Origin of the sequence: Vibrio sp. 779(2023), from assembly GCF_033344285.1 — a bacterium.
GTDB lineage: Bacteria > Pseudomonadota > Gammaproteobacteria > Enterobacterales > Vibrionaceae > Vibrio > Vibrio alginolyticus.
This window is the reverse complement of sequence record NZ_JAWPOM010000027.1, coordinates 22,786-36,169: the sequence shown is the minus strand read 5'-3', so window position 1 is coordinate 36,169 and position 13,384 is coordinate 22,786. Positions and strand designations below refer to the sequence as shown.

Below are 13,384 nucleotides of genomic sequence, written 5' to 3'. Positions count from 1 at the left end.
CAAGATATCGAAGCTAAATTGCAATGTAATGCTCCAGATCAGAGATTGATGAGGAATTGAATGACAAAAGAAGCGTATCCGATGGCTCTAGTCACGCAAGATAGCCTTGATAGCTATATTCGCTCAGTAAACAGCTACCCAATGCTGACTGCAGACGAAGAGCGTGAGCTGGCAGAACGATTACACTATAAAGGTGAGATTGAGGCTGCAAAAGGTCTAATTCTTTCGCACCTACGATTCGTTGTTCACGTTGCTCGTGGTTACTCTGGCTACGGTTTGCCAATGGCGGATCTTGTGCAAGAGGGTAACATCGGTCTAATGAAAGCCGTTAAGCGTTTTAACCCAGAAGTAGGGGTTCGCTTGGTTTCTTTTGCTGTCCACTGGATCAAAGCAGAGATCCACGAATACGTGCTACGTAACTGGCGTATCGTGAAAATTGCGACCACTAAAGCGCAACGTAAATTGTTCTTCAACCTGCGTAAGTCGAAAAAGCGCTTGGGTTGGTTTAACAACGGTGAAGTGGAAACCGTTGCGCGCGAGTTAGGTGTTGAGCCTTCTGAAGTTCGCGAGATGGAATCACGCTTAGCGGCGGTGGATTCAACCTTTGATATGCCAACTGATGAAGACGACAGTTCAAACGCTTACACAGCGCCGATGCTATACCTAGAAGACAAATCGTCTGATGTGGCCGACAACATTGAAGCCGCCAACTGGGAAATGCACACCAACAATCGCTTGGGTCATGCATTAGCGAGTTTGGATGAGCGTAGTCAGCGCATCGTGCGTTCTCGTTGGTTAGATGATGAGAAAGCAACATTGCAAGACTTAGCTGATGAGTTCGGTGTTTCTGCCGAGCGTATTCGCCAGCTAGAAAAAAATGCAATGAAGAAACTAAAATTGGCTGTGGGTGAATTTTAATTTCCACTGCTAATTGAAAGTAAGATTTTCATAGAAAGCCGAGATCATGTGATCTCGGCTTTTTTATTGTCGATCGAAAATCGATAGCGTTTGCGATCCGGATTTTATGTGCTACCTGTGTATAACTCTGTGAAGTAATTATTTATCAACTGTTCGAAACCCGGACAAAATAAGGGATTCAAGCACTTTTCCATCTGGGGATAGTTATAGATATACACACAGTTAGATCAGGATCATCACTACATATTGTGGATCAAAAGATCCAAATACACTTTATCAACGCAATTCACAGCTTTATCCACAAATGGTTGGAATGTGTACACTTTTGAAAAGCCTGATTATCCATGTGTCTAAGTTTGCCGTTGGATAGGTTACAATAGCGGCAGTATACCCAAGCAGCTTCAAATATGGATTTTATGCTGTACCACGGGTGCTGATTAGTACGTTAGGTTCGAGGTTGCTTGGGTATATTAATAAGACAATGAGAAAGTAAATGGATCAGTTTAAGCATATCGATGTACAAGGTGCGCAAGCGCTGCTCGAGCAGGGTGATGCGAAGCTTGTAGATATCCGTGACCCTCAATCGTTTGCCGTTGCACATGCCGAGTCCGCGTATCACTTAACTAACGATACGATCGTTGCGTTTATGGATGAAGTGGAGTTCGAACAACCTATTCTAGTGATGTGTTACCACGGTATTAGTAGCCAAGGTGCGGCGCAATATTTGGTTAACCAAGGCTTTGAACAGGTGTACAGTGTAGATGGTGGCTTTGAAGCCTGGCATCGAGCAGAACTACCGATAGTGAGAAGTTAATGAAGAGATTGGTAACGTTAAATAATCCACGTATGGCGCAAGCCTTTATTGATTATATGGCCTCTCGCCAAATTGACATCGAAATGATGCCAGAAGGGGATGGGCAATTTGCGCTGTGGCTGACTGATAGCCAGCATGAAATAGAAGCGGAAGCCGAACTTAAGCTGTTCCTTGCTAACCCGTCTGATTCAAAATACAGCGCCGCCTCGTGGGACGTTGCCGATACTCGTAAGAGCACATTTCATTATTCCAGCCCGAGTATCATGAGCATGGTCAAAGCGAAAGCTGGCCCCATGACTTTGCTGATCATGACAGTCTGTATCATCACCTACTTGTTACAAATGTTTGGCTTTGGCAATGGCGTGTTTAAGTTGTTGCACTTCCCGGCTTTTGAGGGGCAACAATGGCAAGTGTGGCGATGGCTAAGTCATGCGTTACTGCACTTTTCAGTAACTCACATCGTGTTTAACTTACTATGGTGGTGGCAGTTGGGTGGCGACATCGAACGTCGTCTCGGTTCCGGTAAGCTATTGCAACTCTTTGTGGTGTCGGCAGCGCTTTCAGGGGCTGGCCAGTTCTATGTTGAAGGGGCTAACTTCGGCGGCTTGTCTGGCGTGGTCTATGCACTGCTTGGTTATTTGTGGATATTGGGTTACCGCTTGCCACATTTAGGCCTTACGCTACCCAAGCCAATTATCGTCTTTATGTTGGTATGGTTAGTTCTTGGTTTTGTGCAGCCATTTATGGCGATTGCAAACACCGCTCACTTAGTTGGGCTACTGTCGGGGATGGCGATTGCGCTGTTTGATTCAGGCAAGATGAAATACCAACAGCAAGCCTAAAGCAGATGAAATGAAAAGACCGCTCAAGGGCGGTCTTTTTTTATGTTCAAAACGGATTTGGGTTTATTGATAAAGGTATTTTGTAAACAACAAATCGGCAATGATGGTTTTACCTGTTTCAGGCAAAAGTGTTTCGTTGAGGGTCGTCACTAAGGTTTTGCGCAGATCTTCTCGGCCAGACAGGGACTTAATCGTATCTTCTGTTTGCTTACCCAGTAATTCAATCACTGCATCGCGAATCAAAGGTTGGTGATGCTCAACAACTGATAAATCTTGTTGACTCATTACCATGATGTCGATGCGCACTTGCACATAACCTAACTTTTTGCCTTTGGTGTAAAAGTTAGTAGTGAGATCAGGCTCTAGGGTAAAGTATGCCAACTTAGGTCCAGCTTCTTCCGTTTCAGCCCAACTTGGTGCGGCGAATAGTATGGTTAACGCAAAAATAATTTGGGCTATATAACGTTTGTACATATTTCTAACTTTTCTTTCTCTGGATCGCGATATTCGAATCGCTTCAGTCTTGATACAATGGGCCGTCTATAACAAATAACGGAACTTACGGTTACATACATTACTATGGACGGTAAGTTGTTGCTTTATTGTACGCATAAAGCCTCCAATTGAATACTAGTATGAATCAGCCAACATCACTCTATCTTGCTTCTTTATTGGAAGTAGAGTGGCAAAACCCCGAAGAATTCGAATTTCCAAATGAATTTGCCAAGCATTGGCTTGAAGAGCAAGGGTCTTTGTCACGTCGTTTAAAACAGCACTGCCAAGCGTTAACGGTAGAATTACTACAAAATCAGATCGTCACTGCAGCGACATTAAAACAGGACGAAAGCCAGTTATTGTCCGAACAAGATTGCTTACTGAGAGAGGTAATTTTGTGCGGTGACAATAACAACTGGGTTATTGGGCGGACATTGATTCCTCGTTCAACCTTAGTTGATCAGCAGTATGATTTGGCTCAACAAGGGGATATCCCATTAGGACTAACTGTGTTCAGCGCAGATAACGTTGAGCGGGACTCTTTGCAAATGGGATGGGTAGCCGTACCAGAAGGACGTTTGTTAGCGCGACGCTCAAGGTTGTGGATGAATCACAAACCGATGCTAGTCGCCGAGTTATTCTTATCTAATTCACCAGTTTACGCTAAGGAGACAGTGTAAATGTCCGCAGAAAAAGCCAAAGCATATTGGCAACTGATGCGCATGGACCGCCCGATTGGTTCACTGTTACTGATGTGGCCAACGATTTGGGCGCTAATTATCTCAGCCCAAGGGATGCCAAGTTGGGATGTATTCATCGTGTTTGTATTGGGTGTTTTCCTAATGCGTAGTGCGGGGTGCGTGATTAATGATTTTGCAGATCGCAAAGTCGACGGCCATGTAAAGCGTACTAAGCAACGTCCACTGCCATCAGGGAAAGTGACAGCAAAAGAAGCGATTGGATTATTTTTGGTTTTGGGTATCAGCTCGTTTTTGTTAGTGCTGACCATGAACCCGCTGACGATTCAGCTATCCTTCGCTGGCATTGTGTTGGCGTTCATCTATCCATTTATGAAGCGTTACACTCATATTCCACAGCTATTTTTAGGCTTGGCTTTTAGCTGGGCGATTCCAATGGCGTGGGCTGCACAAACTGGGGAATTACCATTGATTGTTTGGTTTTTGTTCCTCATTAACGCTTTGTGGACCATTGCGTACGACACTCAATATGCGATGGTAGACCGAGATGATGATCTAAAGATTGGCATTAAATCGACGGCAATTCTGTTTGGTCGTCATGACAAGCTTATTATTGGTGTGTTGCAACTGATTGCACTCGCGATGTTGGTTTGGTTAGGGCTGTTCTACCAATTGGGACAAAGTTACTACTGGACCCTTTTGATTGCAGCGTCGTTGTTTGTTTATCAGCAGCACTTAATTCGTCACCGTGAGCGTGAGTTGTGCTTTAAGGCTTTCCTTAACAACAATTATGTTGGCATGGTGATAGCGATAGGGTTACTGGTCGCATTTTGGTAAGCGAAGAAATAGAAAAAGGCATCCGATTGGATGCCTTTTTTCTTATTGGAAGAAGGTAAAACGGTTACGACTGAAGTTGGTGAATACTCTCTTCGATCGTCAGTTTCACTTCTGGATAAAGCAGAGTGAACAGTAGTCGTGCAAATTGCTGCGTTTTCTTCGTGTCACAGTTACCATCGTTATCGAGGTATTTTTGCTGTTTGAGCGTATTGAACATCGCGGTAAACACACCTTTATCGAAGAATTCTGGCGCATTAATACCGTGCAAACGCCCTAGGCGCTGAGCAATATCTTGGCTCTTCTGCTCTAGGTCCGATTTACCCAGTTCAGGGTAAGCAACAAGCAAGTTCATCGCGATAGAGTAGCGTTGCAGCGTTTCAGTTATCGTGCGACCTAACAGAACTAAAGGCTGGTTGTTCGACTGATTGATCTCTAGCTTATCACCATCCAGACTAATCATTTTCTGATCGGCAAATTCATGCAGTGTTTTAACGACCAATTCATCCAACTCGTCTTCTTGGTAACTTAAGAACAGCTCTTTCTTCAAGAATGGGTAGATTTGCGCGACATTCGCTTGAATCTTGGCTACCGAAAGGTTGCGCTGACGAATGAGCATTTGGGCAATTAATGATGGCAGAGCGAACAAGTGAATGATGTTGTTGCGATAGTAAGTCATCAGGATCGATTGGCTACGGTCCAGCGAAATGATGTCACCCATGCTATCGGTTTCAATCACGAACTTATCAAGCGAAATTGCATGATCGACCAACTCCTCAGCACTTTCGGTAGGGATAGTGGAGGTGCTTGAGTACGGATTATTTTTGAGTAGCTTTAAGTAACACTCGATCTGGTTGATCAGCGAGTCACGAGAAAGTGCACGTTGACGAGAAGCAAGCAGTGCGGTTGCACACAAGGTCAACGCGTTTGCCGCCGCCGCATCATTGATGTGCGTCATCATCTTATTAGCGAGGTCGTTCACCACAGGATTCATCCATTGTGGTTTGTTACCACCCATGCTGTCGATGTCTTTCGTCCACTCAGGAGCATGCTCGTTCAAGTATTGGTTGAGCTGAATTGGCTCACCGAAGTTCACATAGCCCAAACCAAAGTTACGCAGTTTACGCAGAGTACGCAGTACAAGCCCTGCGTTTTCTTTCTCTTTGCGTTTGCCACGCAGCTCTTTCGCGTAAGTGCCCACTTCCATCACGTGCTCGTAGCCGATGTAGACCGGCACTAGCGTTACTGGGCGGTTTAGACCACGTAGCATTGCTTGGATGGTCATAGCCAGCATACCCGTTTTCGCTTGCAGTAAGCGACCTGTACGTGAACGACCACCCTCACTGAAGTACTCGACTGAATAGCCTTTGGCAAACAGCTCAGCTAGATACTCACGGAAAATGGTTGAGTACAGTTTGTTGCCTTTAAAACTACGACGAATAAAGAACGCCCCACCGCGACGGAAAAGCGGACCGGCCGGGAAGAAGTTCAAGTTAATGCCTGCCGCAATGTGCGGAGGCACCATGCCTTCATGGTATAAAACATAAGACAACAGCAGGTAGTCCATATGACTACGGTGACACGGAACGTACACAATTTCGTGGCCGTCTTGCGCTAAACGACGCACAGTCGAGGCGTTATTGATGTGCAAACCTTGGTATAGTTTTGTCCATAACCAACTCAGGATGCGGTCGCCGTTTTTCACCAGACTGTAGGAGAAGTCGGCGGCGATTTCATCCATGATGTCGTGGGCTTCTTTACGTGCCTTATCAATCGAGATGTTTTTGCTCTTGGCTTCGTCAGCAATCGCCAGTTCAATAGCTGGAGACTTTAGTAAACGAGCAAACAACACTTGGCGTTGTGGCAGGTTTGGGCCTGAAGCAGCCAGTTTCTGGCGTGAGAAGTGGATACGCGCCACGCGAGCCAGTTTGTGCGCAATTGCGCTGTCGGTACCGTGAGAGTCTGCCATATAACGCAGAGATACCACGGGACTAAAGCGAACTAAGCAGTCGCGTCCCGCCGCCATTACCGCTTTGGCTTTTTGCGGACCATTCATCGGTTGAAGGTAAGGCTTTTGGTTCTCTTCTTTACCTGGCTTACGCCCCCAAAGCACGGTTGCAGGGATCATTTGAACATCCAACTCACTATCCAGCTTGTGCAGTTCCAGTAAGTCAGTGAACAGAGAGACAGAATCGGTTGGGACATCATTATCGTTGTTCATCACAGTTGGACGCGCAGCGATAAAGACGAAACGGTTCAGCGTTTTGCCATTGATTTCCAGCGGGCTGAGCGGGTCGGGTAGACCAAGGCTCATGGCTTGTTTTTGCAGTGTCAGCAAATCCACGTTCGAGCGGAACGGCAGGGCATATACAATCGGTTTAGTTAGGTCGATGTTCAGATCTTCAATCGGGTTCGACGGGATTGCGGTGCCCTTTACCAGTACCGATAAAGGTAGTTTTAGTAATGAACGTGAAAATGATTGTCCAGAAGACATAAAGTTCACAGCCTCAATAGGTATTCAAACAGGCCTAACCTTATTTCAGTTTCCGCTTTGCATGTCTTCTCTATAAAAAGAGATGAGTACGGCAATAGAAATAAGCCTAGGCGATAAAATTTAAGCGCTGCAAGGATACCAGAAACTGGTCAAACCTTTTAATTTTATTGGCTGTAAATTAGTCGAACCCCTAAGTTATTGCTTTGACTTGATTAACTGAAAAGTCGATGTTTTAAACGAATAAAGAATGAACTTAATTGGTAAGCTGAAAGCTCCCCACAAATAAATTAAAAAACAACCAATTGGGTTTTCATTTGAGCATTTACTGGATATACTCACAGTTAACTGTATAAAAAGACAGGTGAGACATGAAGCCGTTAACGCCACGCCAACAACAAGTCTTCGATTTGATTAAAAGTAAAATCGACGACACCGGAATGCCACCAACTCGTGCAGAGATTGCGCGTGAGCTTGGCTTCCGCTCTGCGAATGCCGCAGAGGAACACCTAAAAGCGCTTGCTCGTAAGCAAGCAATTGAAATTATTCCAGGCGCTTCTCGTGGGATTCGTATCCTGCTTGAAGACGCAGCCAATGATGAGCAGGGTTTGCCTTTGATTGGTCAAGTCGCAGCGGGTGAGCCAATCTTGGCTCAAGAGCACGTAGAGGCGCACTACCAAGTCGATCCTGCGATGTTCAAACCGCAAGCGGATTTCTTACTTCGTGTAAATGGCGAGAGTATGAAAGACATCGGGATTATGGATGGCGATTTGCTCGCGGTGCATAAAACCCAAGACGTGAGAGACGGTCAAGTTGTCGTTGCGCGTGTTGATGATGATGTGACTGTGAAGCGTTTGGAGCGCAAAGGCTCAACCATATTACTGCATGCTGAGAATGAAGAGTTTGCCCCAATCCAAGTGGACTTAACGTCTCAGCACCTTACGATTGAAGGCTTAGCCGTTGGTATTATTCGTAATACCGATTGGATGTAAGTGCATTTAAGCAGCCCAGTTGATCTGGGCTGTTTTGTCTTTTCTCTTCTTTTCTCTTTTTCTACTTCCTCCAAAAGCTTGCTCATCATCTTGACCTTGTTTGTTTTGGCCAATTTATAAGCTTGATAATGTAATTGATATTCATTATCATCTTTATTAATGTCTATGTTTTCTCTCTGGCGCAGGAAATGCCCATGTCTCAGTCTAAACATCAAGTTCCTAACCATCTATTGAAGCCACTGTTATTGCGTAGCCGTGAAAGCATGGTCGACAATGGCTTGGTGTACGATCCGATAGCTGCTAAAGCGTGTTTGAGCTGTAAGATGGCGCCGGATTGTTTGAGTGGTGATATTGCGCAGAAGCAATTGCTGCACGTGACGCTGACTCAGCTTTGTGACCAGCAGGTTAGTCACTTCTTACAGCAGTATCCCGATGCTTGGATAATCAATGTCGGAGCGGGGCTGGATACCCGCTTTTATCGTTTGGATAATGGACGCTGCCATTGGATAGAGCTGGATGTGACGGAAAATTTGGTATGGCGTCAGCGCTTGTTCCACAAAAATGAACGCTATGAACATCGCTGTGGCAGTGTGGATGAAATGTCGTGGCTAGAGACGTTAGCCATTCCAGAGCAAGCACCAGTACTCATTTTATGTGAAATGGCACTGCTCGATTGCACAGAGCGCCAAGTCGCGAAATTTATTCAAACCTTGGGTCGACATTTTGTTTCTGCTGAACTGTGTATGGTGCTGGCAGGAGATTTAACGGAAACCAAGTGGGGGCAAAAGCTTGGCTCTGATCGTTATGCTCATGGCTTTGAAGCGCCTGCAGCACAGATATTGCAATGGTTACCATGGGCACAATGGGTGAAAGCTTTCTCGCCATTCGATAGATTCTGTTCTCGTTGGAAAGCTTGGCAGCGTTGGCTTAATAAGATTCCAATGTTGAAGCATCGCCTCACGCCAGTCCTCGTTCACATCAAGTGGTAATTGGCTAGTCGTTAAGCGCTCAGGTACACTCGTCGATCTTACTGATGAGGTGCCTGTGACAAATTCAATCTTCTCTCCTTTATCTAACCCAAAAGTTCATCGTCAAGTCTTAGCTTTAGCTATACCTATGGTGCTGTCGAATATTACTGTTCCATTGCTCGGTTTGGTCGATGCTGCGGTGATTGGTCATCTAGACCACGCTTGGTATTTGGGTGGTGTTGCGTTGGGCAGCACCATGATCAGCGTGACGTTTTGGCTGCTTGGTTTTTTGCGTATGTCGACTACTGGGTTGGCGGCGCAGTCCTATGGCGGTGAAGACCGAAAGCAACTTGCCTTGGTGTTTATGCAAGGCTCACTTATGGCGCTGCTGTTTGCGTTAGTCTTCCTTATTGCCCATACCCCGATAGCTGATTTGATCTTTGGTTGGAGTGACGCCAGCGCAGAGGTAAAACACTACGGTATGCAATATTTCTCTATCCGTGTGTGGAGTGCCCCCGCTGCGCTAATGAACTTTGTGTTGTTGGGGTGGCTGCTCGGAACGCAAAATTCCAAAGCACCAATGTGGATGGTGATCATCACCAACGTGACTAATATTGCCCTCGATTTGTTGTTTGTGATTGGTTTGGGGTGGAAAGTAGAAGGCGCTGCGCTGGCATCGGTGATTGCTGACTACTCAGGCATGGGTTTTGGTCTCATGTGTGTCTGGAAAACCTGGCGAGAGAGGCAATTACCATCACCTCAAAAGTTGCTAACCAGCACTCAACACGGTTTAGGGCGCTTCGTGAAATTGAATCGCGATATTTTCTTGCGCTCTTTGTGTCTGCAAGCGGCTTTTAGCTTTATGACGTTCCAAGGTGCGAGCTTTGGTGATGAGGTTGTCGCTGCAAATGCGGTTCTGATGAGCTTCCTGATGATTATCTCGTATGGCATGGATGGCTTTGCTTACGCAATGGAGGCCATGGTCGGGAAGGCGATTGGTGCCAAAGATAGGCAACAATTGAGTGAATCGCTTGTCGGCACTTTCTTTTGGAGTTTGGTTATTTGTTTAGGACTGACCGCGCTCTTTGGTTTGGCGGGATCCCAGTTGATCGCCATGATCACTTCAATTGAGGCGGTACAACAGCAAGCAGCGGTGTATCTACCTTGGCTGGTGGTGATGCCACTTGCGTCGATGTGGTGCTTTCTATTGGATGGCATTTTTGTCGGTGCAACCAAAGGCAAAGACATGCGCAATAGTATGTTTGTCGCGACCAGCAGTTTCTTCGTTGTCTTTTACTTGTTCGCCGAGTGGGAAAATCACGCGCTGTGGTTTGCAATGACGAGCTTTATGTTGATGCGGGGTATTGGTTTAGGGGTTATCTTTTTCTACCAATGGCACAAGGATACCTTCCTAGCACAATGTTGATATAAAAACAGCAGGTCCAAGCCTGCTGTTTTTCTTTCTGCTATCAAGAAGCATAGATTAGAACAAGCGGTTCAAACCATTCAACGCAGCGACACGATACGCTTCGGCCATTGTTGGATAGTTGAAGGTGGTATTGACGAAATACTCGATGTTATTCGCTGAGCCTTTTTGCTCCATAATGGCTTGACCGATGTGGATAATTTCCGCGGCACGTTCGCCAAAACAGTGAATCCCTAAAATTTCTTTGGTTTCACGATGGAACAATATCTTCAAGCTACCGATGTCTTTTCCTGCGATCTGTGCACGAGCTAGATGCTTGAACGAAGAGCGTCCTACTTCATACGGTACTTTCGCAGCTGTTAGCTCTTGCTCGGTTTTACCCACAGAGCTAATCTCTGGGATGGTGTAGATACCCGTTGGAATATCATCAATCAGATAGTTTTCTGCCTGACCTTTCGTAATGGCTTGTGCGACAAATCGCCCTTGGTCATAAGCGGCGCTTGCAAGGCTAGGGTAACCGATGACATCGCCTACAGCGTAAATGTGCTCAATATCGGTTTGGTAGTTACGGTTTACTTTTAGTTGTCCGCGAGAGTCCGCTTCCAGACCCACTGCACCCAAATTCAACTTATCGGTGTTACCTGTTCGACCATTCGCATACAACAAGCAGTCTGCCTTCATCTTCTTGCCAGATTGTAGGTGAATAATCACGCCATCTTCTGTGCCTTCGATTTTTTCATAGGTCTCATCATTACGAATTACTACACCGCTGTTCCAGAAGTGGTAAGACAGCGCATCTGACACTTCATTATCCAAAAACTCCAACAAGCGGTCTCGGGTATTGATAAGGTCGGTTTTCACTCCAAGGCCGCGGAAGATAGAAGCGTATTCACAACCGATAACGCCCGCACCGTAAATGATGATATGGCGAGGGTCGTGTTTCAGGCTCAAAATGGAATCACTGTCGTAGATGCGCTCATGCAAGAAATCTACGTCGTTAGGCTGATACGGACGAGAACCCGTCGCGATGACAAACTTATCTGCAGAATAGATTTCTTCTGTACCGTCGCTTTGCATCACTGCAATTGAGTAGTTATCGATAAATCGCGCGGTTCCGAACAAAAGTGTGCATGAGTTACGGTCATAAAAGCCCTGACGAAGTCGAGTTTGCTTATCAATGACCGATTTAGCATGACCTAAAATGTCAGAAAATGTTGCATGAACGCTGGTGTTGTTTCGACAAAATAGCGGGTTGCTATTAAATTCGATGATGCGGCTAACGGCATGACGCAGTGCTTTAGATGGAATAGTTCCCCAGTGAGTACAACCGCCGCCGACACTGCTTTCTTTCTCGACAATGGCAACATTCAGTCCCGCTTTGGTTAATCCCATTGCAGCCCCTTCTCCGCCAGGGCCACTACCGATTACGATCACGTCATAGTGATTAACATGCGCCATGATGCCTTCCTTGTTATATTTGCTTAACATTGCTTTAGCGCGATTTTAACTCATTTACTCTATTGGTACACGTAATGCCTGTTAGAGAGTGGAAGTGATCACGCAGAATCGACCAAAAGGGTGATTTGGTATGTTGTATGTCTATAAATTGCATCGAGAACATTGCAATTAGATGCATGCCAATAGTAACGTTCTCGGCGCTCAGAGCGAGCGAAGCAACATATCTTTCTCCGTAGGAGCAAATTGCGTTATATTGAGGCTCTTGTACCCTACAGAAAAAGAGCAAGTTAAGAATGAAATCGATGGGAATCCGCGCACAGCAAAAAGAGAAGACACGTCGATCATTGATCGATGCGGCATTTAGTCAATTAAGTGCGGATCGCAGCTTTTCCAGCCTTAGCTTGCGAGAAGTCGCCCGAGAGGCAGGGATTGCACCGACTTCTTTTTACCGTCACTTCAAAGATATGGATGAGCTAGGCTTAACCATGGTTGATGAAGGCGGTTTGCTACTACGTCAACTGATGCGTCAGGCGCGTCAACGTATTGTGAAAGAAGGTAGCGTAATTCGTACCTCGGTCGAAACCTTTATGGAATTCATTGAAAGTAGTCCGAACGTTTTTCGTTTGTTGTTGCGTGAGCGCTCCGGCACTTCTGCTGAATTTCGTACCGCTGTTGCTCGAGAAATCCAGCATTTTGCGGCAGAATTAACCGAGTATTTAATGAGCACCGGCGTGACCAGAGAAGAGGCGTATACTCAAGCAGAAGCGTCTGTGACTTTGGTTTTCAGTTCGGGAGCTGAAGCTTTAGATTTAGATCGACGTGAGCGCGATGAACTCGCCGAGCGATTGATCATGCAATTGCGAATGATAGCCAAAGGGGCCTATTGGTATCGCAAAGAACGTGAACGTAACCGATTAAAAGGCGGGATAGAATAATGTCGAATGGAAATAAATCTGAAAAGAAAACGCTGATTTTGGCACTGGTTGCAGGTATGTGTGGTGATGCTTTGTTGTCATGGTTGACCATGAGTGAAGTGTCTTTTTCAATCTTCCCATTGATTGCACTCGTACTGGCTGTACAAGCTCTTTACCAAGAGTACCTAAATAATCCGGTATCAGAAGATATCCCATTAGTTGGCTTGGCGTGTTTCTTCGTAGGTGCGTTTGGTCACTCTGCGTTTATTAAAGCGCAATACCCAGAAGCAGGCTCAAACTTCTTTGCGATCATGGTTTCAATGATCTTACTCGCATGGATTGGTAAGAAGCTAGGTTTTGTCAGCAAGAAGACTTCTGCGGAATAAGCAAAACGAATCAAATTAAAAAGCGAGCCATTGAGCTCGCTTTTTGTATTTGACGCCGTGGGTTACACTTTGCGTTCCAATAGCACTCCCGCTTCCATGTGGTGGGTAAATCGAACTCTGAATCTTGTAACGTCTTCTAAAATCCAAC

The 13,384-nt window shown here is 45.7% G+C and carries 13 protein-coding genes; 10 read left to right on the top strand and 3 right to left on the bottom strand.

Annotation, left to right across the window (positions count from 1 at the left end; genetic code table 11):
* Positions 1-60 precede the first annotated feature (60 nt).
* From rpoH to glpG, 3 genes are all read left to right on the top strand, one after another.
* Positions 61-918, top strand: coding sequence for an RNA polymerase sigma factor RpoH (gene rpoH, locus R8O70_RS22360; protein WP_005378693.1), 858 nt, complete (start codon positions 61-63; stop codon positions 916-918).
* Positions 919-1,411: 493 nt separating this feature from the next.
* Complete coding sequence (gene glpE / locus R8O70_RS22355) at positions 1,412-1,732, top strand: thiosulfate sulfurtransferase GlpE (RefSeq protein ID WP_005378691.1); 321 nt, start codon at positions 1,412-1,414, stop codon at positions 1,730-1,732.
* Positions 1,732-2,574: a rhomboid family intramembrane serine protease GlpG gene (gene glpG, locus R8O70_RS22350; RefSeq protein WP_193838024.1), complete on the top strand. Its 843-nt coding sequence runs from the start codon at positions 1,732-1,734 to the stop codon at positions 2,572-2,574. The genes glpE and glpG overlap by 1 nt, the downstream gene beginning before the upstream one ends.
* Positions 2,575-2,637: 63 nt before the next feature.
* Here the strand turns inward: glpG and R8O70_RS22345 are convergent, their stop codons facing one another.
* Positions 2,638-3,048: a flagellar basal body-associated protein FliL gene (locus tag R8O70_RS22345; protein ID WP_005378687.1), complete on the bottom strand. Its 411-nt coding sequence runs from the start codon at positions 3,046-3,048 to the stop codon at positions 2,638-2,640.
* A 161-nt stretch (positions 3,049-3,209) separates the two neighbouring features.
* Between R8O70_RS22345 and R8O70_RS22340 the strand changes: the two genes are divergently transcribed.
* Positions 3,210-3,749 (top strand): chorismate lyase, encoded by a 540-nt coding sequence (locus tag R8O70_RS22340; RefSeq protein WP_005378686.1) that lies wholly within the window; start codon positions 3,210-3,212, stop codon positions 3,747-3,749.
* Positions 3,750-4,604 carry a 4-hydroxybenzoate octaprenyltransferase gene (gene ubiA / locus R8O70_RS22335; protein ID WP_318184380.1) on the top strand — a complete coding sequence of 285 codons (855 nt, stop codon included), beginning with the start codon at positions 3,750-3,752 and terminating at the stop codon, positions 4,602-4,604.
* 64 nt (positions 4,605-4,668) lie between these two features.
* Here ubiA and plsB read toward each other — a convergent pair whose 3' ends face one another.
* A complete protein-coding gene (gene plsB / locus R8O70_RS22330; RefSeq protein WP_062730810.1) occupies positions 4,669-7,095 on the bottom strand; it encodes a glycerol-3-phosphate 1-O-acyltransferase PlsB in 2,427 nt (808 codons plus the stop codon).
* Positions 7,096-7,463: 368 nt separating this feature from the next.
* Between plsB and lexA the strand changes: the two genes are divergently transcribed.
* From lexA to dinF, 3 genes are all read left to right on the top strand, one after another.
* Positions 7,464-8,084 carry a transcriptional repressor LexA gene (gene lexA / locus R8O70_RS22325; protein WP_005378682.1) on the top strand — a complete coding sequence of 207 codons (621 nt, stop codon included), beginning with the start codon at positions 7,464-7,466 and terminating at the stop codon, positions 8,082-8,084.
* A gap of 194 nt (positions 8,085-8,278) precedes the next feature.
* On the top strand, positions 8,279-9,073 hold the full coding sequence (locus R8O70_RS22320) for a class I SAM-dependent methyltransferase (RefSeq protein ID WP_005378679.1): 795 nt from the start codon (positions 8,279-8,281) through the stop codon (positions 9,071-9,073).
* A gap of 55 nt (positions 9,074-9,128) precedes the next feature.
* Complete coding sequence (gene dinF / locus R8O70_RS22315) at positions 9,129-10,478, top strand: MATE family efflux transporter DinF (protein ID WP_258624517.1); 1,350 nt, start codon at positions 9,129-9,131, stop codon at positions 10,476-10,478.
* A gap of 57 nt (positions 10,479-10,535) precedes the next feature.
* Here dinF and sthA read toward each other — a convergent pair whose 3' ends face one another.
* The gene (gene sthA, locus R8O70_RS22310; RefSeq protein ID WP_186584596.1) at positions 10,536-11,966 is read right to left on the bottom strand and encodes a Si-specific NAD(P)(+) transhydrogenase; all 1,431 of its coding nucleotides are present in this window, start codon (positions 11,964-11,966) and stop codon (positions 10,536-10,538) included.
* A gap of 263 nt (positions 11,967-12,229) precedes the next feature.
* On the opposite strand from sthA, the gene fabR reads away from it, so the two are divergent.
* Together fabR and R8O70_RS22300 are read left to right on the top strand one after the other, a co-directional pair.
* Positions 12,230-12,871: an HTH-type transcriptional repressor FabR gene (fabR, locus tag R8O70_RS22305; RefSeq protein ID WP_005378632.1), complete on the top strand. Its 642-nt coding sequence runs from the start codon at positions 12,230-12,232 to the stop codon at positions 12,869-12,871.
* Positions 12,871-13,236, top strand: coding sequence for a YijD family membrane protein (locus tag R8O70_RS22300; protein WP_005378634.1), 366 nt, complete (start codon positions 12,871-12,873; stop codon positions 13,234-13,236). The genes fabR and R8O70_RS22300 overlap by 1 nt, the downstream gene beginning before the upstream one ends.
* Positions 13,237-13,384: the final 148 nt, after the last annotated feature.